The 25,102-nt window shown below is 65.9% G+C and carries 20 protein-coding genes and 1 pseudogene; 9 read left to right on the forward strand and 12 right to left on the reverse strand.

Annotation, left to right across the window (positions count from 1 at the left end; all coding sequences use genetic code 11):
- Positions 1–252: 252 nt before the first annotated feature.
- A complete protein-coding gene (locus tag W911_RS10370) occupies positions 253–2,256 on the forward strand; it encodes a L,D-transpeptidase scaffold domain-containing protein (protein ID WP_023787493.1) in 2,004 nt (667 codons plus the stop codon).
- On the opposite strand, the gene W911_RS10375 is transcribed toward W911_RS10370, so the two are convergent.
- From W911_RS10375 to W911_RS10385, 3 genes and pseudogenes are all read right to left on the reverse strand, one after another.
- Positions 2,228–3,907 (reverse strand): cisplatin damage response ATP-dependent DNA ligase, encoded by a 1,680-nt coding sequence (locus W911_RS10375; RefSeq protein ID WP_023787494.1) that lies wholly within the window; start codon positions 3,905–3,907, stop codon positions 2,228–2,230. The genes W911_RS10370 and W911_RS10375 overlap by 29 nt on opposite strands.
- A 4-nt stretch (positions 3,908–3,911) precedes the next feature.
- Positions 3,912–4,929: pseudogene (locus tag W911_RS10380) on the reverse strand (ligase-associated DNA damage response exonuclease).
- Between the two features lie 292 nt (positions 4,930–5,221).
- Positions 5,222–5,428 (reverse strand): YdcH family protein, encoded by a 207-nt coding sequence (locus tag W911_RS10385; RefSeq protein WP_023787497.1) that lies wholly within the window; start codon positions 5,426–5,428, stop codon positions 5,222–5,224.
- A 268-nt stretch (positions 5,429–5,696) separates the two neighbouring features.
- Here W911_RS10385 and W911_RS17820 point away from each other — a divergent pair, with 268 nt between their 5' ends.
- Positions 5,697–5,867 carry a YdcH family protein gene (locus W911_RS17820; protein WP_081717848.1) on the forward strand — a complete coding sequence of 57 codons (171 nt, stop codon included), beginning with the start codon at positions 5,697–5,699 and terminating at the stop codon, positions 5,865–5,867.
- Between the two features lie 346 nt (positions 5,868–6,213).
- Here the strand turns inward: W911_RS17820 and W911_RS10395 are convergent, their stop codons facing one another.
- Positions 6,214–7,842: an acyl-CoA synthetase gene (locus W911_RS10395; protein ID WP_023787499.1), complete on the reverse strand. Its 1,629-nt coding sequence runs from the start codon at positions 7,840–7,842 to the stop codon at positions 6,214–6,216.
- A gap of 479 nt (positions 7,843–8,321) precedes the next feature.
- On the opposite strand from W911_RS10395, the gene W911_RS10400 reads away from it, so the two are divergent.
- Entirely contained in the window at positions 8,322–8,600 is a 279-nt protein-coding gene (locus W911_RS10400) for a DUF4170 domain-containing protein (protein WP_023787500.1), read from the forward strand.
- A 30-nt stretch (positions 8,601–8,630) separates the two neighbouring features.
- Positions 8,631–10,481, forward strand: a complete 1,851-nt coding sequence (locus tag W911_RS10405) for an ABC transporter ATP-binding protein (RefSeq protein WP_023787501.1) — start codon at positions 8,631–8,633, stop codon at positions 10,479–10,481.
- Between the two features lie 27 nt (positions 10,482–10,508).
- Here W911_RS10405 and W911_RS10410 read toward each other — a convergent pair whose 3' ends face one another.
- Positions 10,509–11,246 (reverse strand): fused DSP-PTPase phosphatase/NAD kinase-like protein, encoded by a 738-nt coding sequence (locus W911_RS10410; protein WP_023787502.1) that lies wholly within the window; start codon positions 11,244–11,246, stop codon positions 10,509–10,511.
- A gap of 351 nt (positions 11,247–11,597) precedes the next feature.
- Between W911_RS10410 and W911_RS10415 the strand changes: the two genes are divergently transcribed.
- Together W911_RS10415 and lpxK are read left to right on the forward strand one after the other, a co-directional pair.
- Entirely contained in the window at positions 11,598–13,628 is a 2,031-nt protein-coding gene (locus W911_RS10415) for a glycosyltransferase N-terminal domain-containing protein (RefSeq protein ID WP_023787503.1), read from the forward strand.
- On the forward strand, positions 13,618–14,661 hold the full coding sequence (gene lpxK, locus W911_RS10420; RefSeq protein ID WP_023787504.1) for a tetraacyldisaccharide 4'-kinase: 1,044 nt from the start codon (positions 13,618–13,620) through the stop codon (positions 14,659–14,661). The genes W911_RS10415 and lpxK overlap by 11 nt, the downstream gene beginning before the upstream one ends.
- Before the next feature lie 16 nt (positions 14,662–14,677).
- Here the strand turns inward: lpxK and W911_RS10425 are convergent, their stop codons facing one another.
- Entirely contained in the window at positions 14,678–14,926 is a 249-nt protein-coding gene (locus W911_RS10425) for a DUF2093 domain-containing protein (protein ID WP_023787505.1), read from the reverse strand.
- A 133-nt stretch (positions 14,927–15,059) separates the two neighbouring features.
- Complete coding sequence (gene xseA / locus W911_RS10430) at positions 15,060–16,682, reverse strand: exodeoxyribonuclease VII large subunit (protein WP_023787506.1); 1,623 nt, start codon at positions 16,680–16,682, stop codon at positions 15,060–15,062.
- Positions 16,683–16,766: 84 nt separating this feature from the next.
- On the opposite strand from xseA, the gene purD reads away from it, so the two are divergent.
- Both purD and W911_RS10440 read left to right on the forward strand, forming a co-directional pair.
- The gene (gene purD / locus W911_RS10435) at positions 16,767–18,053 is read left to right on the forward strand and encodes a phosphoribosylamine--glycine ligase (RefSeq protein ID WP_023787507.1); all 1,287 of its coding nucleotides are present in this window, start codon (positions 16,767–16,769) and stop codon (positions 18,051–18,053) included.
- Complete coding sequence (locus tag W911_RS10440; protein WP_023787508.1) at positions 18,053–18,460, forward strand: hypothetical protein; 408 nt, start codon at positions 18,053–18,055, stop codon at positions 18,458–18,460. The genes purD and W911_RS10440 overlap by 1 nt, the downstream gene beginning before the upstream one ends.
- Here the strand turns inward: W911_RS10440 and W911_RS10445 are convergent.
- The 5 genes from W911_RS10445 to thiS form a co-directional block, all read right to left on the reverse strand.
- Positions 18,457–19,020, reverse strand: a complete 564-nt coding sequence (locus W911_RS10445) for a TetR/AcrR family transcriptional regulator (RefSeq protein ID WP_023787509.1) — start codon at positions 19,018–19,020, stop codon at positions 18,457–18,459. The genes W911_RS10440 and W911_RS10445 overlap by 4 nt on opposite strands.
- A 10-nt stretch (positions 19,021–19,030) precedes the next feature.
- A complete protein-coding gene (locus W911_RS10450; protein ID WP_023787510.1) occupies positions 19,031–19,492 on the reverse strand; it encodes a nuclear transport factor 2 family protein in 462 nt (153 codons plus the stop codon).
- Between the two features lie 143 nt (positions 19,493–19,635).
- Positions 19,636–20,256, reverse strand: a complete 621-nt coding sequence (locus W911_RS10455) for a thiamine phosphate synthase (RefSeq protein ID WP_023787511.1) — start codon at positions 20,254–20,256, stop codon at positions 19,636–19,638.
- Positions 20,257–20,264: 8 nt separating this feature from the next.
- The gene (locus tag W911_RS10460; protein ID WP_023787512.1) at positions 20,265–21,122 is read right to left on the reverse strand and encodes a thiazole synthase; all 858 of its coding nucleotides are present in this window, start codon (positions 21,120–21,122) and stop codon (positions 20,265–20,267) included.
- Positions 21,123–21,137: 15 nt separating this feature from the next.
- Positions 21,138–21,371, reverse strand: coding sequence for a sulfur carrier protein ThiS (gene thiS, locus W911_RS10465; RefSeq protein WP_041318383.1), 234 nt, complete (start codon positions 21,369–21,371; stop codon positions 21,138–21,140).
- Positions 21,372–21,588: 217 nt separating this feature from the next.
- Here thiS and W911_RS10470 point away from each other — a divergent pair, with 217 nt between their 5' ends.
- Complete coding sequence (locus W911_RS10470; protein WP_023787514.1) at positions 21,589–25,047, forward strand: acyl-[ACP]--phospholipid O-acyltransferase; 3,459 nt, start codon at positions 21,589–21,591, stop codon at positions 25,045–25,047.
- The last annotated feature ends 55 nt before the right edge of the window (positions 25,048–25,102 follow it).

Here is a 25,102-nt window from a genome sequence, read left to right on the forward strand (position 1 = left end):
GGCATTTAGAGGAAGAGGGCCACCTCTGGCAAGGCAGATCCGGCACCGTTGCAAACGGGACCCACTGTTCATTTTCCTTAAGGGAAGGGGGGATGCCGCCCCGTTCCCGGCCCAAAGTCGCGCGAGAAAAGTGGGAGCAGTGCGCGGCGTCTTTCTTCGGCGCACGCCGAATCACCTAGTGTTTCCGCGCCTTAGCGCTCCGAAACGGGCCGGGGGCGACGCAGATATGCGAGCTGACATGGGAGACGCGTGATGGGCCGCCTCGCTCTTACGGCGCTGGCTTTGATGCTGGGTCTCGGCTTGGCCGATGCGCCGACGGCCGAGCCGCGCCGGTCCGCCGGGAGCCTGGAGACGGGAGCGATCGAGCCCGGCGCGCCGGTCTCGTCCGTGATCCCCGAGGTGACGACGGTTCCGGCGGGATACGTCACGTATGAGGTCCAGTCCGAGCGCGCGGCCGAAGAGACCGCCGGTCGGCCTGAGGAGATTGAGCCGGTAAGAGAGAAAGCGGCCCTGACGCCCGACGCCGAACCGGAACCGTCAACCGAGGCGAACGTCGAGATCGAGGCCGGGGCGGCAGACGCTGATCCTGCGACCGTCAAAGCCGATCACGGGACCGAACGCGACGAGACCGCCGCGAACGAGGAAACCGAACCCGCCGAAGAGACGACCGCCGCCGATGCGCCCGCAACGCCTGTGGCGGAAACGGACGCGACCGAAGCGGTGATCGCTGACGAATCCGGCGCGCACGTCCCTGCCGAGCAGGTCACCGAGAAAACGGAAAAGCCTCCCATCGATCCGGCAACGCCCGTCGCGGAGGCCATCCGTGCGCGTCTCGCCGAACTGCCGGAAGAGGGAGAAGAGCAGGAGGTCAAGGAGCGCGAGGCGCTTCTCGATTTTTATGCGACGCGCGGCTACGCACCGCTGTGGGTGAGCGCCGATGGGCTTAACGCCGACGCGACGTCCGTCATCGACGCGTTCGGCACGGCCAACGAATGGGGCCTCAATCCGGAGGACTTCCCGCGTCCTGCATTGTCGGATGCGCAAAGCCGGGATTTCTCTCCTGCCGACCAGGCCGCGGCCGAGGTCGATCTCATGCAGATCGTGCTCAAGTACGCGCGCCACGCGCGCGGCGGGCGCATCATGCAGCCGTCCGAGCAGCTCAATTCGAACCTCGACCGGCGCGCCCAGCTCATCGAGCCGGCCGACGTGCTGGCGAGCGTCGCAGATGCTTCCGATAAGGGCGCGGCGTTGCTCGACACGCATCCCAAGCATCCACAGTTCCATCTGCTGCGCGAGAAGTACGTCGCAGCCCTCGGCAAGAATAAGCACGCCACGCCCAATGCCGCCGCCAAGCGGCTCCGCGCCAACATGGAGATGTGGCGGTGGAAGTGGCCGGACATCGGCGAGTTCCACATCATCGCCAACGTCCCCTCCTACACGATCGACGTCGTCAAGGACGGCAAGACGATCCACACCGAGCGCATCGTCGTGGGCGAACTCGGCAAGCAGACCTCGATCTTCTCGCGCCGCCTGCAGGACGTGACGTTCCGGCCCATGTGGCGCGTGCCCGAAAGCATCAAGGTGCGCGAGCTGTGGCCGAGCCTGCTGCGCGGGGGCGGCATGATGCGCCAGTACGGTCTTGAAGTCGAAACCAAGAGCGGTCGCCGCCTCGACTGGCGCACCATGGACTGGGCCAACACCGACATCCGCGATTACGAGGTCGTGCAGCCGCCGGGCGCGAAAAGCGCCATGGGCTACGTGAAGTTCTCCTTCCCGAGCCAGCACACGATTTTCATGCACGACACGCCGGACAAATGGATGTTCGGCCAGCGCCAGCGCACGTTGTCTGCGGGCTGCCTGAGGTTGCGCAATCCGCTGCGCATGGCGGAACTCGTGCTGGAACACGACAAGGGCTGGGGCGCGGCGAAGGTGGATGAGCTGGCGAAGCGCGGGCCCCTCAACAACGAGGTGCTGATCGACGGGCGCATCCCGATGCACATCGTCTACCAGACGGCATGGGTGGACGAGGACGGCACGCTCAAGACCTACAGCGACATCTACGGCCACGAAAAGCGCGTGACGCTCGCTCTCGACGGCAAGTGGGACGAGATCAACAAGGGGCGCAATCATCTGGCTCCGCATGTGCCCGACCGGCGGCAGATCTCGCGCGCGCAAAGCGGCGCGCAACAGCGGGCGACGCCGCGCTCCGGCACGGCCAACAGCACGTTCATGAGCCAGTTCGGGATCGGGTTTTAGACCGGGCGCGCGGCATCTCCACCTCGCTCTCCGCTTTCGTCACCAACTGCCGCGCAGCATCGAGCGTGTCGGCTTCTGCCGCAGGCTTGTCCCAGCGGATGCGGTGAATACGCGGGAAACGCATGGCGAGGCCCGACTTGTGCCGCGCGGAGGGAAAGATCGCGTCGAACGCGATTTCGAGCACGAGCTTCGGCTCCACCGCCCGCACGGGGCCGAACTGCTCCACGGTGTGATTGCGCACGAAGCGGTCGATTTCGATCAGTTCCGCGTCCGTCATGCCTGAGTAGGCTTTGCCGACCGGCACCAGCTCATGGCCGGGCAGAATGTCACCGCGCGCCCCGCCGGACGGAGCGTCCGCGATCTCGCGCCAGACGCCGAACGTGTAGTCGGAATAATAGGACGAGCGCTTTCCCGAGCCGCGCTGGGCATACATCAAGACGCAGTCGAGCGTCAGCGCCGCGCGCTTCCATTTGAACCAATGTCCGCGCGGCCGCCCCGACAGATAGGGGCTGTCCCAACGCTTGAGCATCAGCCCTTCGATGCCGCTGCTGCGCGTTTCGGCCCAGAGCGCGCCCAGCTCTTCGCGGGTGTCGAAAGAAACGAGTTCGCTGACGTCGCTGAGGGGTGGGCGATACCTGGACACCCAGCCTTCGAGCCGAGCCCGGCGCTCGCGGAAAGATAGCGCGCGCATGTCTTCGCCGTTCTCGATCAGGAGGTCGTAGAGACGGATGTGGGCCGGATGCTCGCGCATGAGCCGGCCGGTTACGGCCTTACGGTTGAGGCGTTGCTGCAAGTCGTTGAACGGCGCGACGATCCCGTTGCGTACGACGAGAAGCTCGCCGTCCGCCAGCACGTCGAGCCCTTCGTAGGCGGCCACGATCTCTGGGAATGCGCGCGAGATGTCATCGCCCGCGCGCGAGAACATGCGCACGCTTGCGCCATGGGCGGCGATCTGCACGCGGATGCCGTCCCATTTCCACTCCGCGGCGAAATCTTCGGCGGAAAAGCCCGACCAATCGGTCTCTTCGATGGCGTGGGACAGCATGAGCGGGCGGAAGATGGGTTTGCCTGCTGCATCGGGGCGTGGACCTTCGCCTGAAAGCCATCGAAAAAGATCGGTGTAGGGTGGGGCAAGCGCGTGCCAGACTTCCTCGATCTCCGCGAGAGGCTCATCGCCCATCTCGGCGAGCGCCGCTTTCGCGAGGCGCGCGGACACGCCGACACGCGGTGCCCCGCCGATCAATTTCAAAAGCGCCCATCGTCCGCGTGCATCGAGACGGTCGAGCAGGTGGCCGAGCGTGCCGGCAATATCGGCGGGCGCGGCAGATGCCAAAAGCTCAACCGTCTCCGCAAGCCCCGGCGTGACGGGCGGGGCGTCGGGATCGGGCCACATGAGCGCGACCGTCTCGGCCGTATCGCCCACATAGTCGCGTGAGAGCGCGTAAAGCACGGGGTCGATGCGCCCGTCCATCAGGAGAGCGAGGCTGCGCCGGAGCGGGAGGCGTGGAAACAGCCCGTCGGTCAAAGCCGCAAGCGCAAACCCGCGATCCGGGTCCGGGGCTGTGCGAAAATATTCGGTGAGAAGCGCCAGCTTCGCGTTGCGCGAGGGCGTGGTCGAGAGCGTGTCGAGGAGAAGCGCGAACGCTTGCATGACGCTATTCTCCCTCGTCCTCGAAGCCGACGAGCGAAAGCGCACGCGCCTTGCGTCCGCGGCGTGCGAGTTCGTAGACGAGTGCGTCGTCGCGCCCGTGCGTGACCCAGACGTCGTCCGCGCCGGTCTTCGTCACGGTCGCGATCAGCTCGGGCCAGTCCGCGTGATCCGAGATGACGAGCGGCAGTTCGACGCCTGCCTGCCGGATGCGCCCCCGGATCCGCATCCACCCGGAGGCGAACGCGGTGACCGGATCCGCAAAGCGGCGCGACCAGCGGTCGCCGAGCGCGGACGGGGGACAGAGCACGAGCGCGCCGGTGAATTCGGGGGGTTTTCGCATCGAGCGGCACGGGGCGGACGTCGCCGAGAGCGACGCCGAGCCGCTCGTAGAGCGCCGTCATCTCGACGAGCGCGCCATGAAGATAGATCGGGGCATCGTACCCGGCATCGCGCGCGAGGCGCATGACGCGCTGCGCCTTTCCGAGCCCGTATGCGCCAACGAGATGCGTGCGCTCGGGATTGCGCGCGAGCGAGGCGAGGAGGCGGCCGATCTCGCGCTCCGCGGGCTCGTGTCGGAACACAGGCAGCGCAAACGTCGCTTCCGTCACGAACACGTCGCAGGAAACGCGTTCGAACGGGGGGCACGTGGGATCGGACGCGCGTTTGTAATCGCCGGAGACGACGGCCCGCTGTCCTTGCCATTCGAGCACAACCTGCGCGGAGCCGAGCACGTGCCCGGCGGGGACCAGACGAACAGTGACGCCGCCGAGGTTGCGCGCCTCGCCGTATGCCGCCGCTTCGAAGCGCCCCGCGCCGTCCATGCCGAGCCTGAGCTTCATTACCTCGACGGTTTCGGGCGTCGCCAGCACGGCGTCATGCCCGGCGCGCGCATGATCGCTGTGTCCGTGCGTGATGATGGCGCGGGGAACGGGGCGGGCTGGATCGACGTAGACGTCGGCGGGTGCGCAATAGAGCCCGCGGTCCGTTGGGTAGAGCCACTGATCGACGCCGGAAGAACGCATGAACGAAAACACCCGCTGATCTACCCGGCCTGACGCCGGCTGCCAACAAACGCAGGGCAGCCGCCGGCGGTTGCCCTGCCCTTGTCATCCCGGAAAGGCGGAACACAAGCGAAGCCTTGTCCGGAACCCAGCGCAAGGCTCGTCGAAGAGGCGATATTTTGCGATAGGAGCTTTTGCTGGCTCCCGGCGCGGCGCTCGGGCTTCCGCCCTCGCTTGGCCGGGATGACAAAGGGGGCGGAAGCCCACCGGCGCTTAGGCGCGTGCCCCTGGATCGTTACGCGGGGAACCGGGATCAGGCGATGATATCCGGCAGAAGCTGATCCTCGATCTTGGTGATCTGGTCCTTGAGGGCGAGCTTCTTTTTCTTCAACCGGCGAATCGTGAGTTGATCGATGGCGCCATCGGCTTCGAGCGTCGAAATCTCGTCGTCGAGAGCCCGGTGCTCACTCCGGAGCTGCACGAGTTCGTCTCGAAGCTCCCTGTCGTTTTGCCGCTGCATGTCGCTCACTGCTCGAAGGTCAGCCGGCAGCGTTGCCGGGGACCCCGCGTACCCTGCTCGACAAAAGGCAATATCGGGCCAAACGTTATGTTCCGCAAGCAAGTCGGGCGTTGAGCGCGCGAATGGCTTTGCATAAAGCGGCGCGAGCACACTCTTGGCGGTAAAGAATTCGTTCAACGTGTTCCTTTCGGACGCACCCCTTCCAATGGACAATCCGTGGCATATCTGTAACAATGCTACGGTCTTCAACTCTGAAAAGGAGGTCAGGATGGCGCTTTCGGCTCATCTTCAGGAACTCTCAGAGAAGCACCGGCTCCTTGAGCGCCGGATCGAAGAGGAGACGGCACGACCCGGTTCGGACGACGTGACGATCCGCCGGCTTAAGCAAGAAAAACTGAAGCTGAAGGACGAGATCGTCCGGCTCGAAACACGCCACTGACGTAGACTGCGGGGTTTCCCCCACCACCCTTCCTTTTCGCATCGATCCGAAATCGGAAGCCGAGCCGGCAAACTTCGAGCCGGTCAGTCTTCCGGCCGGATCCGACGAGGGAGGGTGCATGCGGGGATTTTTGCGTCGCGCGTTGTCGGCGAAGATCTGTCCGTGCCGTTAGCGAAGCAGCCCCGCGTCCCCGTTTTTGAGATGCCGACATTCAGCGGGTGCGAGGGCATGCGTATGCACTCGACGCTGTGCTGATTCGTGATCTGACGCTAAAAAGTTGAGAGCGGCGGCGTTGCGCGGGCGCGTAGATGCGCTCGCTCGCCGCGCTCTCTGCCATGCGTCGTTGTTAGGCGTCTTTCGCCAGTTCGCGCAGCTTGAACTTCTGCACTTTGCCGGTGGACGTCTTGGGCACCTCGGTGAACACGATGTGGCGCGGCGCCTTGTAGTGCGCGAGCCGCTCGCGGCACCACGCGATCATTTCGTCCGCCGTCGCGGTTGCTCCCGGCTTGAGCTCGACGAATGCGCACGGCGTCTCGCCCCACTTGTCGTCGGGCTTGGCCACCACTGCGCAGAGCGCCACGGCCGGGTGCTTGTAGAGAACGTCCTCGACCTCGATCGACGAGATGTTCTCGCCGCCGGAGATGATGACATCCTTCGAGCGGTCCTTGAGCTGGATATAGCCGTCCGGATGCAGCACGCCGAGGTCACCGGAATGGAACCATCCGCCCGCGAAAGCCTCCGCCGTCGCCTCCGGGTTTTTCAAGTAGCCCTTCATGACGATGTTGCCGCGGAGCATGACCTCGCCCAGCGTTTCGCCGTCGGCTGGCACCTCTGTCATCGTCGTAGGGTCCATGACGGTGAGCCCTTCGAGCGCCGGATAGCGAACGCCCTGCCGGGCCCGCCGCGCGTCTTTCTCGGCCTTCGGCAGATCGTCCCACGCGCTATGCCATTCGTTGAGCGTGGCGGGCCCGTAGGTTTCCGTCAGCCCGTAGAGATGCGTCAGCGCGAAGCCTGCTTCGTTCATGCGCGCCATCACTGATTCTGGCGGCGGGGCGGCCGCGTGGTTGAATGCCACGCGATGCTTGATCTCGCGCTTCTCATCGTCGCTGGCGTTGAGCAGCGTCGCCATCACGATCGGCGCGCCGGAAAGGTTGGTGACTTTGTGATCCACGATGGCGTCGTACATCGCCTTGGCGCGCACCCAGCGCAGGCACACGTGCGTGCCAGCCACCAGCGACAGCGTCCACGGGAAGCACCAGCCGTTGCAGTGGAACATCGGCAGGGTCCAGAGGTACACCGGATGGCGGACCATGCCTGTCGCGATGGTGTTCGCGTAGCACATCAACGCCGCGCCGCGATGATGATAGACGACGCCCTTCGGATTCCCCGTCGTGCCGGACGTGTAGTTGAGGCTGATCGCCTCCCACTCGTCGTCGGGCTTGCGCCAATCGAACTCGGGATCGCCCCCGGCGACGAACGCCTCATAGTCGAGACCGGAGAGCGCTTCGCCAGCCTGAGGAAATTCGAGGTCGTTGTAATCGATCACAAGCGGCTTGACGGACGCGAGCGCAAGCGCCTCCTTGATCGACGCCGAAAACTCGCGGTCGGTGATCAGGACCTTGCTTTCCGCGTGGTCGAGCTGGAAGGCGAGAATGGGCGGGTCGAGCCGCGTGTTGAGGCAATGCAGCACGGCGCCCGTCATCGGCACGCCATAGTGCGCTTCGAGCATGGCGGGTGTGTTCGAGAGCATCACCGAGACCGTGTCGCCCGGAGAGATACCCCGCTTCGCGAGCGCCGACGCAAGCCTCCGGCTCCGAGCGTAGAACGTCGCGTAGTTTGTCCGCTGGCTCCCGTGAACGATCGCGGTGTGCTGCGGGTAGACGGTCGCCGCCCGTTCCAGGAGGCCGATTGGGGAGAGGGGCTGATAGTTCGCCGGATTTTTGTCGAGGCCGGTCGCGTAGGGATTGTCGCTCATCAGGGCCGTTCGGTTCTCTGCCGTGGAAGAAGGGTTCGGCCCAACGCTACCGAACGCAGCCACGGGCGGCAACGCCGATCCGTCGGCAGCCTGCCTCGTGGGGCCGCACCGCTTTGCCCCTCGCTTGAGCAGACGCGCGACGAAAAAAGCAGCTCCGGCCCCGCCGGGTGGGCACTCAAGGCCCCCAAAAAAAGAACTTCGGCGCGGAATGGGTCCCCCCGTGTTCCGCGCCGGTCTGACGTTCGTTCTTGCCCTGATGACTTCTGAGAGGCCGTCTTCGCGACCCTTCTGCGACAATGCCACATGATGTTGGATATCTTGTTAAAGAATCTCGTTAACAGCCCGTATCTTCATGCTCCTTTTGCAAACGGAAATGCCGTTGATGGCCCGCCGCGAGCCTTGAACCTCCGCGAGGGATCGGGCAGGAAGAGACAGGCTGCGTCGGGCGGCCATGCTTTGGACGAAAGAGGATTGTGCGCATGAGCGGTGAGCGGGAAGAAGCTCCCAAGCAGCTGTTGCATCTGGTATTCGGCGGCGAACTCGAAAATCTCGATGGCTTCGAGTTCCGCGACCTCGATGCGCTGGATATCGTGGGAATTTTCCCCAATTACGCGGAAGCCTACACAGCCTGGAAGGCTGCGGCTCAGAAGACAGTGGATAATGCCGCGATGCGCTATTTTATCGTCCATATGCATCGTTTGTTGGAGCCTCAGCAAAACGGTGCCGAATCCCATTCGGGAGGCAAAGCCGTGGCTTAAGCCCGGCTTGGATCTGGAGCCCCACAACGTATGTCGAAGACGAAAGAAGCCTCCCCCGAGACGCCGTCCGGGCCTCGGAAGAACGCGCGCTTCGCTTTCGACGCGCATTCGCGTCTGTTGCTGTCCCGCTTCATCAACGACTGGCTCCGCCCGCGCTGGCGCGAGCTTTTCGTCATCCTCCTGCTGACGACCGCGCTTTCGCTGGCGACCGGCGCCTACCCCGTCGTCATCAAGTTTTCGTTCGACAATCTCCTGGAGGGCGACGTCACCTGGCTTCCGTGGGTGCTGGGCGCGATCATCGTCGTCACCGCGGCCCGGGGCATCTTCCTCTACACGCAGACGGTGGCGACCAATCGCGTCATGCTTGAGGTCGGCGTGGATATGCAGAACGTGACGTTCCGCCATATGATCAACGCCGACTATGCCCGCCTGACCCGCGACACGCCGGGGCGGCTGATGTCGAAGCTGACGAACGACATCCAGTTCATTCAGCAGGCCGCCCACGCCTCGATCAACTCCGTGCTGAGGGACATGATGTCGGTCGTCGTGCTCGTGGGCGCGATGTTTTATCTCGACTGGATGATCTCGCTCGTCGTGCTCGGCGTGTATCCCTTCGCGGCGGTGCCGATCTCGACCATCGCGCGCCGGGTCCGCCGCAATGCGAGCCGCACCCAGGCCGAGCTTGGAGGCATGACCTCGCTGCTCGCCGAGACACTCGGCGCGACGCGTCTGATCAAGACCTTTCGTCTGGAAGACTACGCGGCCGAGCGCGTGGGCCGCAGCTTCGAGGAAGTCTATCGCCTGAAGCTTAAGGTCGTCTCCGCCAAGGCGCGCCTCGAATCCATTCTCGAAGGGCTGGCCGGCGTCGCGGTCGCCGGCGTGATCTGGGTCGCCTATTGGCGGATTTCGAGCGGTGCCGCCACGGTCGGCGATTTCATGGGCCTCACTGCGGCGCTGCTGATGGCCGCCCAGCCTTTAAAGGCAGTTGGCGGCCTCATGACGCGCGTGCAGGAAGGGCTCGCCGCGCTCGACAGCATTTACGGCGTGCTCGACGAGCAGCCGAAGACGAAGGACTTGCCGGGCGCAAAGCCGCTCGTGCTCGACAAGGGCGCCGTCGCCTTCGACCGCATCTCGTTCCACTACGGCCAGGAGGAACTCCAGGCCGTCACGGACTTCGATCTCCAGGTGAAGGGCGGCCAGACCGTCGCGCTCGTCGGCCGCTCGGGAGCGGGCAAATCGACCATCGTCAATCTCGTGCCGCGCCTGTTCGACGTGACGGCGGGCGCCATTCGCATCGACGGCCAGGACATTCGCGAAGTGACGCTCGCGTCGTTGCGCGGCGCTATCGCGCTCGTGAGCCAGGACGTGACCCTGTTCGACGACACGATCCGCGCCAACATCGCGCTCGGCAGGCTCGACGCGTCGGACGAGGACATTGTGGCCGCCGCCAAGGCCGCGGCCGCGCACGAGTTCATTCTGAGCCAGCCGCAGGGCTACGACACGGTGATCGGCGACCGGGGCGTTCGGCTGTCCGGCGGTCAGCGGCAGCGCCTCGCGCTTGCGTCCGCCATCCTCAAGAACGCGCCGATCCTGCTTCTCGACGAGGCGACGAGCGCGCTCGATACCCAGTCCGAACGCCTCGTGCAGGAGGCGCTGGCCGCATTCACGCGGGAGCGGACGACGATCGTCATCGCGCATCGCCTTTCGACGGTGCAGAATGCGGATCTGATCTGCGTGATGGATGCGGGCACGATTGTCGAGATGGGCACGCACGCGGATCTGATCGCCAAGGGGGGCGCGTATGCCCGGCTCGTGCGTGCGCAGCTCCTGACCGATGAGGCCGATCCTGAAAGCTCGCCGGCCGGATTGCCGCTCAACTGATTGGGGACATCCGTGTCGCTGGCGCAGCTATTCGCGCCGGAACACCGTGTCGACAAGCCGGTTCGCCCAACGCTTGGAGTGATGCTCCGCCGTCAGTTGCTCGGGATCGTAGACCGTCTCGACCCAAGTGTAGAAATCGACGGGCGTCTTCTCAGCATACGCGACATAGGCATCGAAGAAATCGTCAAGAACGCCCGTGTCGGCCTGGCGGATGTGCCCGTACTTCAAAGATAGTTGGTGACGCGCTTCCGCAATCGGCACGCCCTGGCGCGTGTGCATGTAGAGCGCGCTCATGAGCCCCGCGCGGTCGGCGCCCGATTTGCAATGGATAAGGATCGGATATTCGAGAGCCGCAAAGAGATCGCGGGCGCCGAGCACTTCCTCCCGGCTTGGCGCCGCGCGCGAGCGAATGCGGTAATCGACGAGTTTCAGGCCGGCCTTTCGGCACGCGGCGGCTTCGTAGAGGTAGCTCGACGACTGCGGCTGCGCCCGGAGATTGACGACGGTCTTCACGCCGCGGCGCGCAAAATCGCGCACCTGATGCGGCAGCGGTTGCGCCGCACGCCAGGCTTCGTCCGAAAGGCGATGACGGTTCGGAAAAGCGAGCCGGACCACGAGATGATCCAGCACCAGCATGTCGAGATAGCGCGCATAGGGTTCGGCTCGCTCGCGCCACGAGACCGGAAACACGGACACCAGCGCATCGAACCCCGCCCACGCCTTGCGCCGCAGCGCGCGCTTTATCCGTCTCGTGTATTCTGGCATTCCGTCATGCATATCCCGATATGCGGCCGTTGTCGGCCGCCGCAGCCGTGGGGCGGCCGTCTGACCAGCGGCTGGGTATCACCAGAGAGCCCGGCCTGTCGAATATCTTGTCGATCCGCAAATTTCACGTTCCGGAAGGATACATCCGCTTACGGCCCCGGCACGATTTTGCACAGGGTTCGTTCGAGCGTCCAATCCATGTGCATGTCGCCCCGCCGCAGGTGTGCAATCGGGCCGAAGCGGTTGCGTTTAGGAGACAATCCCTATAGGAAATTGGCCGGCAGCACGTCGTCGGAAGCGCTTGCGGCCACGGTGTGCACGAGAGCAGGGGGAGGCGAGGAAAGCCGATCGATGGCACAATCGCCACACCAAGAGCCGTTGTTCGGCAGGCTCCTCGGCACGCTCGCGGCACGCTACACGCGCCTCGTATTGGCCACGTCCACGGTCACTTACGATCCCCCCGACGCCCGCGTGCGCGCGGAGGCTTTGCATCCCTACATTCTCGCCATGTGGCACGGGCAGTTTTTTCTCATGCCCACGCTGCACATCGGCGCCTTTCCGGTCTCGGCCATGGTCGCTCGGCACAAGGATGCCTCGGCCGTGCGCGTCCTGCTTCGCTCCTTCGATATCAATGTGGTGAGAGGCGCAGGTGCCGGTCATCGCCGCCGCGACAGGGGCGGTGCCTCTGCGCTCCGCACCTCGATGCGCCTTCTCGAAGAAGGCAGCACGCTCGCAATGACGGCTGACGTGCCGCCCGGCCCCGCGCGCCGCGCAGGCGCGGGCATCGTCACGCTCGCGAAATTTTCCGGGCGCCCCATCGTGCCGTTCGCAGTGGCGACGTCGCGTTTTTTCGCGCTCGATACCTGGAGCCGGATGACGATCAATCTGCCGTTCTCCAAGATGGTCTATGTCATCGGGGAACCGATCTGGGTGCCGGCGGACGCCACCGACGAACAGTTGGAAGAACGCCGGCGCACGGTCGAGGACGCGATGAACGACGTGACTGCGCGCGCCTATCGGACGGTTGGCGGAAACATCGCGCGCGCGACACCGCGAGGCCCCGCACCACGCCCGACGGAGCCCGCGGCCGTGGGGCTTCTGCTCAAGATGTATCAGGGTGGAACGAGCCTCGTAAGGTTCGCGGCACCCCTTCTTCTTTCGATCCGGAGCCGCCAGGGCAAGGAAGATCCCACGCGCCGCGGCGAGCGCTATGGGGGAGCGAGCCTGCCGCGCCCGGCGGGCCCGCTCGTCTGGTTCCATGCTGCGAGCGTCGGCGAGACCAACGCGGTGCTCCCCGTGATCGAGCGACTGCTGACGGAGCGGCCGGACCTCAACGTCCTTCTCACCACCGGCACGCTGACGTCGGCCGCCCTTGCCAAACGGCGCCTTCCGCCCCGCGCCTGTCATCAGTTCGTGGTGCTCGACGTTCCCAAGTACGTGCGGGCGTTTCTCGATCACTGGAAACCCGATCTCGCCGTGTTCGCGGAAAGCGAAATCTGGCCGAACCTCATCGTCGAGGCATCGCGGGCCGGTGTGCCCCTCGCGCTCGTGAACGCGCGCATGTCGGCGCGCAGCGCCAAGCGTTGGGCGCGCTTCGGCAGCGTCGCGCGGCCGCTGTTCTCGCGCTTCGACATGATCCTGGCGCAGAGCGAGCCGGTGGGCCGTCTCATCACCACCCTCGGTGCGCGTCACGTCGAGGTGCTCGGTAATCTCAAGATCGACGCGCCGCCACCCCTGGTCGATGCGGCGGCGTTGGAAAACCTCACGCGGGCGCTCGGCGGCCGTCCCGTGTTCGTGGCCGCAAGCACCCACGATCCCGAAGAGGGGAGTGTGGCCAAGGCGCACGAGATCGTCGCCAAGCGCATTCCGAACGTCTGCACGATCATCGCCCCCCGCCATCCGGACCGCGGCAAGGTGATCGCGGATATGCTCGCCGCGCGCGGCCTCAAGGTCAGGCGCCGCTCGCTGGGAGAGCTTCCGGACGCTGTGACGGATATCTACGTAGCCGACACCATCGGCGAACTCGGCACGCTCTATGCGCTGACCAAGGTTGCCTTCGTCGGAGGTTCGCTGATTGCCCGAGGCGGGCAGAACCCGATCGAAGCCATCGGGCACGGCGCTGCCGTTCTGACCGGCCCGCACTGGACGAACTTCCGCGAGTTCTACACCGCGCTGATCCGCCACAAGGGTGTGCGCGAGGTGGCCTCGCCCGAAGAGCTTGCGCAAGCGGTGGACGTGCTTCTCACGGACGACCGTGCCCTCGACGACATGAGGAAGGGCGCGTCGTCCGCCATCGCGTCGCTCGCGGGCGCGCTCGACCGGACGGTCGCGGCGCTTCTCGGCCTTTTGCCCGCCGAGACGGGCGTGCGCCGTGCGTCTTGACGAGCCTTCGTGGTGGTACGCCACCGAGGGCTCGCAGGTTGCGTCGCGCCTGTTGTCTCCGTTGGGCAGTCTGTACGGCTGGGCGGTCGAGCGGCGGTTTCGCACCGCCGCGCCATATCGCGCGAAGCTTCCCGTGATCTGCATTGGCAACTTTACGGTCGGCGGGACGGGCAAGACGCCCCTCTCGCGTTTTGTCCTTGAAACGTTTGCGGCTCGCGGGGTGGTATCCGCCTGCCTGACGCGCGGTTACGGCGGATCGCTCTCAGGCCCCGTCTGGGTGGATCGCGCGCGCCACGCGGCACGCGAGGCGGGGGACGAACCGCTTCTCATCGCCAAGGATGCACGCGTGATGATCTCGCGCGACCGCGCCGCGGGGCTTGCCGCCATCGAGCGCGATGGCGGCGTCGATGCCGTCGTGATGGACGACGGGCTGCAAAACCCGTCCGTGGAGAAGGATCTCACCATTGCGCTCGTCGATGCGCGGCGCGGCTTTGGCAACGGCCATGTGTTTCCGGCCGGCCCACTTCGGGCGCGGCTCGAATTCCAGCTCGGGCGCGTCGATTGCATCGTCGTGATCGGCGAGGATCCGCCGGAGGGGCCGTCCCCCGTCTTCGAGCATCTGAAGAAGCGGTTTCCCGGACCCGTGCTGCGTGGTGCGGTGATGCCGCGCGGCGAGACGGAGTGGATTGCCGGTGCACGTATCCTTGCCTATGCGGGCATCGCGAACCCGGGTCGGTTCTTTCGTCTCTTGGAGAGCTTTGGTCCTGTCGCCTTGCAATCCCGCGCCTTCCCCGATCACCACGCGTTCACGGAGAAGGATGCGGCAAGCCTGCTCGCGGAAGCCGAGGCAACGGGCGCGCAGCTTGCGACGACGGAAAAGGATCTCGCGCGGCTGGCCGGCACGACGCGCACCCTGGACAAACTCAGAGAGCGCTCGCGGACACTGCCTATCGAGGTGACGTTCGATGAGCGCGATCTGGTGCGCCTGCATTCGCTGATCGATGGCGCCCTGAAGGTAGGCGCGCGCGGCTAACGTTCTGGATGGGGCGTCAGCCCTCACTCGCGGCGGCCGGACGCGACTTTCCGATAGACTGAAGATAGCGGTCGAAGGAGATGTCGGCCGACGCATAGGCCTCCTGCAACTCGACGTTCCAGTAACGCAGATCGGTGAGGTCGATTTGCTGGCCGGTCACGGCACAGCGGACGAACTCGCCCGGCGAAATCACCTGGAATTCGCCGTCGAGATAGCGCACCTGCGCTTCGCCGCGCATGCCGAACAGCTTGTCGAAGCGGTTCATCAAAGCTCTGCTCCGGAACGCCCGAGAGGGCGGGGCTGGAAAAAACGACCCGGATTTCGGGAAAAGCGGATCGAGGATCCCGTTGAAATCGCCAATCGGAGGCGCGGCGTCAAGGCATGGATTGGCGATATCGTTAGAACAGGGAGCCTTGTCCGCCGCGTGGAGCCTTGTTCGGCGGGGTTGCTGCCGCGGCCGAAGTCGTTGAAGGGGCCTCGGATTGGCCCGTCTGGCCGCTTCCGCCACCGCTACCGCCTTCACGTGCGTCCGCGTTGATTCGTCCGTCCGCGAACTCGATTTCGAGCGCCTGGCCGGGGCTGACGGCCCGCGCCGCGCGGACCATCGCTCCGTCCGCGTCGCGCACCAGCGCGAACCCACGTGCGAGCACGCTCTGATAGCCGAGCGAGCCAAGCAGCTTGGTCTGCCCTTCGAGCGCGTTGCGGTGTTGCGCGAGGCGGCCGTCGAGGGCGCGGCGGGCGCGCTGCGTCAAGGCCTCCAGCCGCTCCTGGCACCGCTCCACACGGTGGCGGATCGGAGCCGGCTGCAAGCGTCCCGACGCGCGTTCCAGCCGCGCGCGCCGCACCGAGGCTGTCCGCCCGAGGCATTCGCGCGCACGCCGGCCGAGGCTGTCCAGGCGGTCGGCGGCGCGATGCAGCCGGTTGGAGAGCAGGCCCGGGTTAAGGCGCGCGGCAATGCGCACGTGCCGCGTATGATGGGCCTGCGTGTTGGCGGAAAGCGCGCGTCCCAGCCGCGCGCCCGTCGTGTCGAGGCGCTGGCGCGGCAGCGCGGCAAGATCCTCGACACGCGGCAATCCGCGCGCAGCCGACCTTAGGTCCCGCCGCAGCGTATCCAGCACGCGCCGCACGGCGACCGTGAGCCGAAGCCCGAGCTTGCCGGATTGTTCGAGGAGATCGGCGTACTTCGGGACCGCCCACTCGGCCGCCTTCGTGGGCGTCGGCGCGCGCGCGTCGGCGGCGAGATCGATCAGCGTCCAGTCGGTCTCGTGTCCTACCGCCGATATGACGGGAATGGCGCTCGCCGCCACCGCACGCACGACCGCTTCGTCGTTGAAGCTCCACAGGTCTTCGAGGCTGCCGCCGCCGCGCGCCACGATCAGCACGTCGGGGCGCGGCACGGGGCCGTCGGGGCGAAGCGCGTTGAACCCCGCGACGGCGCGCGCAACTTCCGCAGCACTGCCTTCGCCCTGCACGCGCACCGGCCACACGATCACGCGTGTCGGAAAGCGCTCGGTGAAGCCGTGCAGCATGTCGCGGATCACGGCGCCCGTCGGGCTCGTGACGATGCCGACCACGCGCGGCAGGAAGGGGAGGGGGCGCTTGCGCTCGTCTGCAAACAAACCTTCGTCCGTGAGGCGGCGCTTGCGCTCTTCGAGCTGCGCCATCAGCGCGCCGAGCCCGGCGGGCTCGATCTGCTCGATCACGATCTGATACTTGGACGAGCCCGGGAAGGAGGAGATCTTGCCCGTGGCGATCACCTCCATGCCCTCCTCGGGCTTGAAGCGCAGCCGCCCCCAGACGCCACGCCACACGACGGCGTCGATGCGCGCCTTCTCGTCCTTGAGCGCGAAGTAGCAGTGCCCTGAGGCGTGTGGGCCCCGATAGCCCGAGATCTCGCCCCGAAGCCGCACGTGGCCGAACCCGTCCTCTAGCGCGCGCTTGATCGCGTTCGATAACTCCGAGACCGAGAATTCCGCCACGTTGCCGGATTGTGCGGGGGGAGGGGAGGGGGCACGCGCCACGAATCGGTCCTTGCTTGTCTGCCGAACGATCCATGGTACACGATGGGAGACATCCCATCCAAGACGGCCAGGGCCCTCATAAACATGAACGTTCTACTGATCGGAGGCGGCGGGCGGGAGCACGCGCTCGCCTGGGCGCTCTCAGCCAGTCCGCTGCTGACGAAGCTCTACGCCGCGCCCGGCAATGCGGGCATCGCCGAGGTCGCCGAATGCGTCACGCTCGATGTCGCCGATCATGCGGCCGTGCTGCGTTTTATCGAAGACCATGACATTTGGTTCGTGGTCGTCGGTCCGGAGGCTCCTCTCGTTGCGGGGCTGGGCGACACCTTGCGGCAAGCGGGTATCAAGCATTTCGCTCCCTCCAAGGCGGCCGCCCAACTTGAAGGATCGAAGGGCTTCACGAAGGATCTCTGCCGCGAAGCGGGCATTCCCACCGGCGCGTACGGCCGCTTTAGTGACGCCGCCTCCGCGAAAGCCTATCTCGCGACGCAGCCGGTGCCGATTGTCGTCAAGGCCGATGGCCTCGCAGCGGGCAAAGGCGTCGTCGTCGCGACGACCCGGGAAGAAGCGGAAGCGGCCATCGACGCTTGCTTCGAAGGCGCGTTCGGCGCGGCAGGCGCGGAAGTCGTCATCGAGGAATTTCTCGATGGCGAAGAGGCGAGCTTCTTCGCGCTCTGCGACGGTACGACCGCGCTCGCGCTCGCAACCGCCCAGGACCACAAGCGCGTGGGCGACGGCGACACCGGCCCCAACACGGGCGGCATGGGTGCCTATTCGCCTGCGCCGATCATGACGCCCGATATGGTCGCACGTACCATGGACGAAATCGTCCGCCCGACGGTCGCAGCCATGGCTGCGCGCGGTACGCCCTTCAAAGGCGTGCTTTTCGCGGGCCTGATGATCACCGCCGATGGCCCGCAACTGATCGAGTACAACGTGCGCTTTGGCGATCCCGAAACGCAGGTATTGATGCTGCGCCTCAAGTCGGACCTGCTGGCGGGCATGCTGGCCACTGCCGACGGTGTGCTCGACGCGTTCGACCTGCGCTGGCGCGACGACGCCGCGCTGACGGTCGTGCTCGCAGCGAACGGCTATCCCGGGCCGCCCCAGAAGGGCACGGAGATCAAGGGGCTCGACGCCGCGCGCGCGGTGGAAGGTGTCGAGATCTTTCATGCCGGGACCAAGCGCGACGGCGAGCGCATCCTCGCCGACGGGGGCCGCGTGCTCAACGTGACGGCGCTCGGCGCGACAGTCGCGGAAGCCCAGGCCCGCGCGTATGAGGCGATTGCGAAGATCGATTGGCCGGGCGGCTTCTGCCGCCGCGACATCGGCTGGCGCGCGGTTGCGCGCGAAAAGGAGAGCGAAACGTGATGGGCAAACTCTGGCTTCTGCTGGCGCCGCTGATGCTGATCGGAGCAGCGCACGCCGAGCCCGCCAAGCTCGTGACGGACGATGTCGTCAAAAAGGAAATGACGACCATCCGGGATTTGACCGTCAATGCGTACACGCTCGTCACGCACCGCCGGATGCCGCCGGCGGACGCACGCGCCTACCACGGGAAGATCAAAGCCTCCGTCGAGAGGATCAAGGCGGACACGCAGATGACCGGCGAAGCGCGCGAGGAGATCGTGAAGCTTGCCGGCTACATCGAGCGCGGAGCGGGCGCCGTCGCCGGATCGGACCCGATGGAAGCGATGGACGGGATGCTGATCGTGGACGATTCGCTCACGATCTACGCCCAGCGCTTCGAGCATCCCGATTGGAAGCCGCTGCGCTAACGCACAAGCTCGTCGTCCACACGGGCCGCAAGCCGACGAACGGTGCGAACGAACGCGCCGGTATCTCCGGTCGCACGGCTGATGACGAGGCCGCCCTGGATTCCGGCGACGCACTCTTCCGCCAGATCCTGCGCCCGCGCCCTGTTCACGCCTGCCCGTACGAGGGCCTGCTTTAGGGCCTTGATCCAGCGCTGGAAGTACGTCCGGATGGCGTCGGAGAACGTGTCGCGCGTCTCGTCCATTGCAAACACGCCCACGAGACAGACGCGGTGTCCGGAATGGAAGTAGTCGAGCACCGCGCGCCACATCCGAGCGATGGCCTCCCGAGAGTTGTCCCGTCCGAGCGAGGCGAAGACGTTCGCTTCGAACCACGCGTCGATATGCGCGAGAACCTCGGCCGCCATCTGTTCCTTTCCCTCGGGAAAGAAGTGATAGAGGCTCCCTTTCGATAGGCCCGTCCGCTCGGTCATGCGGCTGAACGAAGCCCCCTCATAACCGAGTTCGCGGAACACCTCGGCAATGAGGGGAATGGTGTCCTGCCTCTCGAAGACAGTGCGCATCCAACACTTCCTAAAGACCGAGCGCCGACAAGCAGGGGTGATCGTCGGGCCGCCGGCCGAGCGGCCAATGATATTTTCGGTCGCTTTCCTTGATGGGCGTGTCGTTGATCGACGCGAAGCGCCGTTGCATCAGCCCGTCCGGCGCAAACTCCCAGTTCTCGTTGCCGTAGGAACGAAACCAGTGACCGCTGTCGTCATGCCACTCGTAGGCGTAGCGCACGGCGATCCGGTTGTCGCGGAAGGCCCACAGTTCCTTGATCAGCCGGTAATCCAGCTCCTTGGCCCACTTGCGCGTGAGGAATTCGACGATCTGCGCACGGCCGGTGGGAAACTCCGCGCGGTTCCGCCAGCGGCTGTCCGGCGTGTAAGCGAGGGAAACCCTCTCCGGATCCCGGCTGTTCCAGCCGTCCTCCGCAAGGCGTACTTTCGCAATCGCCGTCTCTTCGGTGAAAGGTGGAACGAGCACAGACATCATCAAGCCTCCTGAGAACTGATTGGATTAGTCTAAACCGATCAGTTTAGATAAGCAAATGCCGTGTCACGCATGGGAGCCTGCAACATCGGAGGGCTTTGAGACTGATCGCGCATAAGTGGAAACGGATGGGATTTGGCGAACTAAGCGCGCACCGTTGCCGCCCAGTCGAGCCACAGCCGCACGCGCGCTTCCGGGTGCGGTGCGGTCATGAAATCGGTAATGACAGCGATGCTGTCGGCCCCTGCGGCCAGAACCGACCCGGCGCGCTCGGGCGTGATGCCGCCGATGGCCACCAGCGGCAGCGTGCCGACGCGCGCCTTCCATTCGCCGATGCGCGCGAGGCCCTGCGGCGCCCACTTCATCGCCTTGAGCTTGGTCTCGTAGATCGGACCTAGCGCGACGTAAGCCGGATCGGCGGAAAGAGCGGTTTCGAGCTCGGCTTCGTCGTGCGTGGAGATACCGACCGCGATGCCCGCCCTGCGCAGCGCCGCGAGATCGGCGGTTGCGAGATCCTCTTGTCCGAGGTGCACATCCGTCGCGCCAAGGTCGATAGCGGCTGCCCAATAATCGTTGACGATCAGGCGACACCCTGCGGCCTTCGCCATCAAAATCGATGCGGCGATCTCCTGGCGGATTTCGCGCTCCGTCCCGTCTTTCACGCGCAGTTGCACCGTCCGTATGCCGAGGGGCACCAGCCGTTCGAGCCAGAGTGTGCTGGGCACGATCGGATAGAAAACGTCGGGGGCGCCGGGAGACATCATGCGCGCCCTCACAACGGCTTTGATCCCGGTCCGTCAGGGCCGAGATCGAAGAAGGGCGTACCGGCGACAGGTGTCGAGGGCTGCGCGCGGTCGCTCGGTTGAATGAGGCCGGCTTCGTAGGCCGAGCGCCCTGCATCGATGGCGGCGGCGAACGCTGCCGCCATGCGCACGGGATCCTGCGCGCGCGCGACGGCCGTGTTGAGCAGCACCGCATCGCAGCCCATTTCGAGTGCCTGCGCCGCGTGCGACGGCGCGCCGATGCCTGCGTCGATCACAATCGGAACGTCGGGGTAGTAGGCGCGCAACGTTTTGATCGCCTGCGGGTTGGCAAGTCCGCGGCCCGTCCCGATAGGCGACCCCCAGGGCATGAGCACACGGCAGCCAGCCGCGATCAGACGGTCGGCGACGGAGAGATCCTCGGTCATGTACGGAAACACCTTGAAGCCCCGCTTCACGAGCTCTTCCGCGGCTTCCGCGAGCCCGAACACGTCGGGCTGCAAGGTGTCGTCGTTGGCGATCACCTCAAGCTTGATCCAGTCGGTATCGAGCAGTTCGCGCGCCATCTCCGCCGTCGTCACCGCCTCGCGCGCCGTGCGGCAGCCGGCCGTGTTGGGAAGCAGGCGGACGGAAAGCGCGCGAATGAGATCGAGAAAACGCTGGCCCGTGCGTCCGCGGGCCTGTTCGCGCCGGAGCGAGACGGTGACGATGCCCGCGCCGGAAGCGCGTACGGCTTCGCTCATGATGTGGGGCGAGGGGTAGAGCGCCGTGCCAAGCAGGATGCGCGACGCGATCGTCTCGCCGTAAAAGGTGAGGGGCTGCGGCGCGGGCGCCTGCGAGGAAGGCCGGAGCGGCTCGGTCTGGTTCATGAGGTGTCGGCCTAACTAACCGCCTTGACGGACGGACAGGATTTCCACGTTGTCCCCGTCGCGGAGGCGTGCAGCCGCGCGGGCCCGTTCGGCCACAAAATCGCCGTTGACCGCGGTCGCCACACGGCCCTCGGCGAAGCCCTGCTCGACGACGAGGCCTGCGAGCGTTGCCGCAGTTGTCCGGGTCGCACGGCCGTTGACCGTGATCTCGCGAAGGCGTTCCGTCGCGCTGGTGTGGGTGTCGGCCATCGGGAATCCAGGATCGTTCATAAAGCTCACGTAGGGGCTATCCCCTGCGAGTGCCAGAAGGCACCTTGCCGCCGGGCCGCCAAACCTGTCAATTGAGCGCCCAACCGGTGGAACGCATCCGCCACAATGGGCCGTCGTTTGACCATGATGGAGCCCATACTTAAGGCATAGTCCCATCTCTCGGGCCGCCCGGCCCATCTCTCAGGATCCACTCTCGATGGTCAAAGCCCTGATCACCAGCCGCCGCTTCGCGCCGTTGTTTTGGTGCCAGTTTCTCTCGGCTTTGAACGACAACTTTGTCAAGAACGCCCTGGTCATCCTGATTCTTTTCACGGTTGGCTCGGAGGAGGGCGGCCCTCTCGTCGCGCTCGCAGGGGCCGTACTTGTCGCTCCGTTCTTCATCCTGTCGGGCATCGCAGGCGAACTCGCCGACCGCCACGACAAAGCGGTGGTGGCAGAAAAACTGAAACGCGCCGAAATCCCGGTGGCCGTCGTCGCGGCCGCTGGCTTCCTGATGCAATCGATTCCCCTCCTGTTCGTCGCACTCGGCCTCTACGGCGTGATCGCGGCGCTGTTCGGGCCCATCAAGTACGGTATCCTGCCCGCGCTGCTCCAGCCACGCGAGCTTCCCGCGGGCAACGCGTTCGTCGAAAGCGCGACCTTCACCGCGATCCTGATCGGCACCATCGGTGGCGGCCTGGCCGCCAGCAATGCGGGGGGCGTCTGGCTGCTTGCCGGGCTCGTCGTCGGCCTGGCGGCGTTGTGCTGGTTCGCGGCGAGCCTCATCCCGAAGATGGGCGCGGCCGCACCGGGCCTCGCCATCGACTTCAATCCCGTGACGTCGACCGCCGCGCTCATCCGGCAGCTTCGCGCCGAGCGGCGGCTGTGGGTCGGCGCGCTCATCGTGTCATGGTTCTGGCTGGTCGGCATGGTGGCGCTCGCGCTGCTGCCGGTGCTGTTAAAGGATACGATGGGCGGCAACGAGAACGTCGTCATTCTCGCGCTCGTCGTTTTCACGCTCGGCATCGCGGTGGGCTCGGCGCTCGCTGCGCGCGCCAGCAAGACACGGCCGAACCTTGCGCTTGTCCCCATCGGCGCATTGCTCATGGGCCTGTTCCTGCTCGATCTTGCGCTCACCACGTCCGGCATCGCGCCGAGGGCCGAAGTCCTGACGGTTGCGGCGTTGCTCAAGACGGTGAGCGGCTGGCGCGTGCTCGTCGATCTTTTCGGGCTTGCGGTGGCCGGCGGCCTCTTCATCGTGCCATCCTTCGCCGCCGTTCAGCTTTGGGCGCCGCAGGCCGAAAAAGCGCGTGTGATCGCGGCCTGTAACGTGATCGCGGCCGTCTTCATGACAGCCGGAAGCCTCGGCGCCGCCGTCGCGCAGTGGAACGGCGCGGGCCTCGTCCTGTTGCTCACGGTGCTGGGCTTCGCGAACTTCCTCGCCATGGCGTTCATTCTGAGAGCCTGGGGCAAGGAGGGTGCGCAGGACGTCGGTGCGTTCCTGTTCAAGACCTTCATGGGGCTTGAGGTGAAGGGCTACGAGAACCTGCCGCCAGAAGGCACGCGCGCCATTATCGCGCCCAACCACGTGAGTCTGCTCGACGCGCCGCTCATGCACGCGATCCTGCCCTCGCACGCCGCCTTCGCCATCGACACGGGCTGGTCGGAAAAGGGCTGGCTCAGGCCGCTGCTCAAGTTCGTCAAGACGCACGCCATCGATCCCGCCCGCCCGCTCGGCACGCGCCACCTGATCCACGCGGTCAAGGACGGCGAGACGATCGTGATCTTCCCCGAAGGCCGCCTCACCGTGACGGGCGGCCTGATGAAGGTCTACGACGGCACGGCGATGATCGCCGACAAGGCGGATGCCGTGATCGTGCCGGTGCGCATCGACGGGCCCGAGCGCAGCCACTTCGGCTATTTGAACCGCTTCCAGGCGCGCAAGACGATGTTCCCCAAGACCACCGTCACGATCCTGCCGCCCGTGAGGCTGCCCGTGCCGGAAGGCCTCAAGGGGAAGGCGCGACGCCAGGCAGCCGGGATGGCGCTGCAGGATCTGATGGTCGATGCCGCGGTCAAGACCGCGAACCTCGATCAGACGCTCTTCTCCGCCCTCGTCGAAGCCAAGGCGATGCGCGACACGGGCAAGCTCGCCATCGAGGACCCGCTCGGGACCAAACTCTCTTATGGAAAGCTGATCCTCGGCGCGCAGGTGCTGGGTGCAAAGCTCGCCGGTCTCGCGCCCGCCGGTGCGTCGGTTGGCGTCATGCTGCCGAACTCGGCCGGCGTCGCCGTAACGTTCTTCGCGCTGCAGACCATCGGCCGCGTGCCCGCGATGCTGAACTTCACTGCCGGTCCGCAGAACGTCGCGGCCGCCTGCACGGCCGTCAAAGCCGAAGTCGTGCTCACGAGCCGGGTGTTCGTGGAGAAGGCGCACCTGGAGCCGGTGATCGAACGGCTAAAGGAGGAGGGGCGGCGCATCGTCTATCTCGAAGACGTGCGCGCCACCATCGGTCTTGGAGACAAGCTGCGCGGTATCTTCCGCGGCAAGCGCCCGCAGGTGGAGCGCGACGCGAACGACCCCGCCGTGATCCTGTTCACCTCAGGCTCGGAAGGTCTGCCGAAGGGCGTCGTGCTTAGCCACCGAAACATGCTGGCCAACGCCATGCAGAGCCTCACGCGCGTCGTCGTCAACGGCGAGGACAAGGTCTTCAACGTGCTCCCGGTGTTCCACTCGTTCGGGCTCACGGCGGGTCTCGTCATGCCGCTGGTCGCAGGCGTGCCGGTCTATCTCTATCCGACGCCGCTGCACTATCGCATCGTGCCGGAGCTCGTGTACGGCTCGAACGCCACCATCCTGTTCGGCACCGATACCTTCCTCAACGGTTACGCCCGCACCGCGCACCCTTACGACTTCGCGCGCGTCCGCCTGATCCTCGCCGGCGCCGAAGCCGTGAAGGAGCGCACGCGCCACATCTACATGGAGAAGTTCGGCGTCCGCATCCTCGAAGGCTACGGCGTGACGGAGACCGCGCCCGTGCTCGCGATCAACACGCCGCTCGCCAACAAGTCGGGCTCCGTCGGGCGCCTGTCGCCGTTAATGGAAGCGCGCCTCGAACCCGTGCCCGGCATCGAAGAAGGTGGCCGCCTTTACGTGCGCGGCCCGAACGTGATGCTGGGCTACATGCGCGCCGAGAATCCCGGCGTGCTTGAGCCGCCCGACGACGGCTGGCACGACACCGGCGACATCGTCGCCATCGACGCGCAGGGCTTCCTCACCATCAAGGGACGCGCCAAGCGCTTCGCCAAGATCGCGGGCGAGATGGTTTCGCTGGCGGCGGTGGAGGCCTTGGCCGCCGAGCTGTGGCCAGCGGCGACCAGCGTCGTCGTCGCGCTTCCCGACGCGCGCAAGGGCGAACGCCTCGTGCTGATGACGACCGAAGGCGCGGCGACGCGCGACGGGTTCGGCCGGTTTGCGCGCGGTAAGGGCGCCAGCGAGTTGATGGTGCCGGCGGACGTGCTCGCCGTTTCCAGCGTTCCGTTGCTCGGCAGCGGCAAGCCGGATTACGTCGCAGCGCTTGCTCTCGCGAAAGAGAAGATGAGCGGCCCGAGAAAGCCGGAGGCGCTCGTGCCGGAGCCCGCACTCGCGGTGCCGGGCACGTCCCGCCCCGCATAAAAGAAAAACGGGGTGGCGAAAGCCCACCCCGTTTCTCCATCCGACCCTAAACGAT

Source organism: Hyphomicrobium nitrativorans NL23 (assembly GCF_000503895.1).
Lineage (GTDB): Bacteria > Pseudomonadota > Alphaproteobacteria > Rhizobiales > Hyphomicrobiaceae > Hyphomicrobium_C > Hyphomicrobium_C nitrativorans.

Bases quoted from the DNA above. Each gene is read 5' to 3' on its own strand.
- W911_RS10370 (WP_023787493.1), top strand. From the start codon at position 253: ATGGGCCGCCTCGCTCTTACGGCGCTGGCTTTGATGCTGGGTCTCGGC.
- W911_RS10375 (WP_023787494.1), bottom strand. From the start codon at position 3,907: ATGCAAGCGTTCGCGCTTCTCCTCGACACGCTCTCGACCACGCCCTCG.
- W911_RS10385 (WP_023787497.1), bottom strand. From the start codon at position 5,428: ATGCAGCGGCAAAACGACAGGGAGCTTCGAGACGAACTCGTGCAGCTC.
- W911_RS17820 (WP_081717848.1), top strand. From the start codon at position 5,697: ATGGCGCTTTCGGCTCATCTTCAGGAACTCTCAGAGAAGCACCGGCTC.
- W911_RS10395 (WP_023787499.1), bottom strand. From the start codon at position 7,842: ATGAGCGACAATCCCTACGCGACCGGCCTCGACAAAAATCCGGCGAAC.
- W911_RS10400 (WP_023787500.1), top strand. From the start codon at position 8,322: ATGAGCGGTGAGCGGGAAGAAGCTCCCAAGCAGCTGTTGCATCTGGTA.
- W911_RS10405 (WP_023787501.1), top strand. From the start codon at position 8,631: ATGTCGAAGACGAAAGAAGCCTCCCCCGAGACGCCGTCCGGGCCTCGG.
- W911_RS10410 (WP_023787502.1), bottom strand. From the start codon at position 11,246: ATGCCAGAATACACGAGACGGATAAAGCGCGCGCTGCGGCGCAAGGCG.
- W911_RS10415 (WP_023787503.1), top strand. From the start codon at position 11,598: ATGGCACAATCGCCACACCAAGAGCCGTTGTTCGGCAGGCTCCTCGGC.
- W911_RS10425 (WP_023787505.1), bottom strand. From the start codon at position 14,926: ATGAACCGCTTCGACAAGCTGTTCGGCATGCGCGGCGAAGCGCAGGTG.
- purD (WP_023787507.1), top strand. From the start codon at position 16,767: ATGAACGTTCTACTGATCGGAGGCGGCGGGCGGGAGCACGCGCTCGCC.
- W911_RS10440 (WP_023787508.1), top strand. From the start codon at position 18,053: ATGGGCAAACTCTGGCTTCTGCTGGCGCCGCTGATGCTGATCGGAGCA.
- W911_RS10445 (WP_023787509.1), bottom strand. From the start codon at position 19,020: ATGCGCACTGTCTTCGAGAGGCAGGACACCATTCCCCTCATTGCCGAG.
- W911_RS10450 (WP_023787510.1), bottom strand. From the start codon at position 19,492: ATGTCTGTGCTCGTTCCACCTTTCACCGAAGAGACGGCGATTGCGAAA.
- W911_RS10455 (WP_023787511.1), bottom strand. From the start codon at position 20,256: ATGATGTCTCCCGGCGCCCCCGACGTTTTCTATCCGATCGTGCCCAGC.
- W911_RS10460 (WP_023787512.1), bottom strand. From the start codon at position 21,122: ATGAACCAGACCGAGCCGCTCCGGCCTTCCTCGCAGGCGCCCGCGCCG.
- thiS (WP_041318383.1), bottom strand. From the start codon at position 21,371: ATGGCCGACACCCACACCAGCGCGACGGAACGCCTTCGCGAGATCACG.
- W911_RS10470 (WP_023787514.1), top strand. From the start codon at position 21,589: ATGGTCAAAGCCCTGATCACCAGCCGCCGCTTCGCGCCGTTGTTTTGG.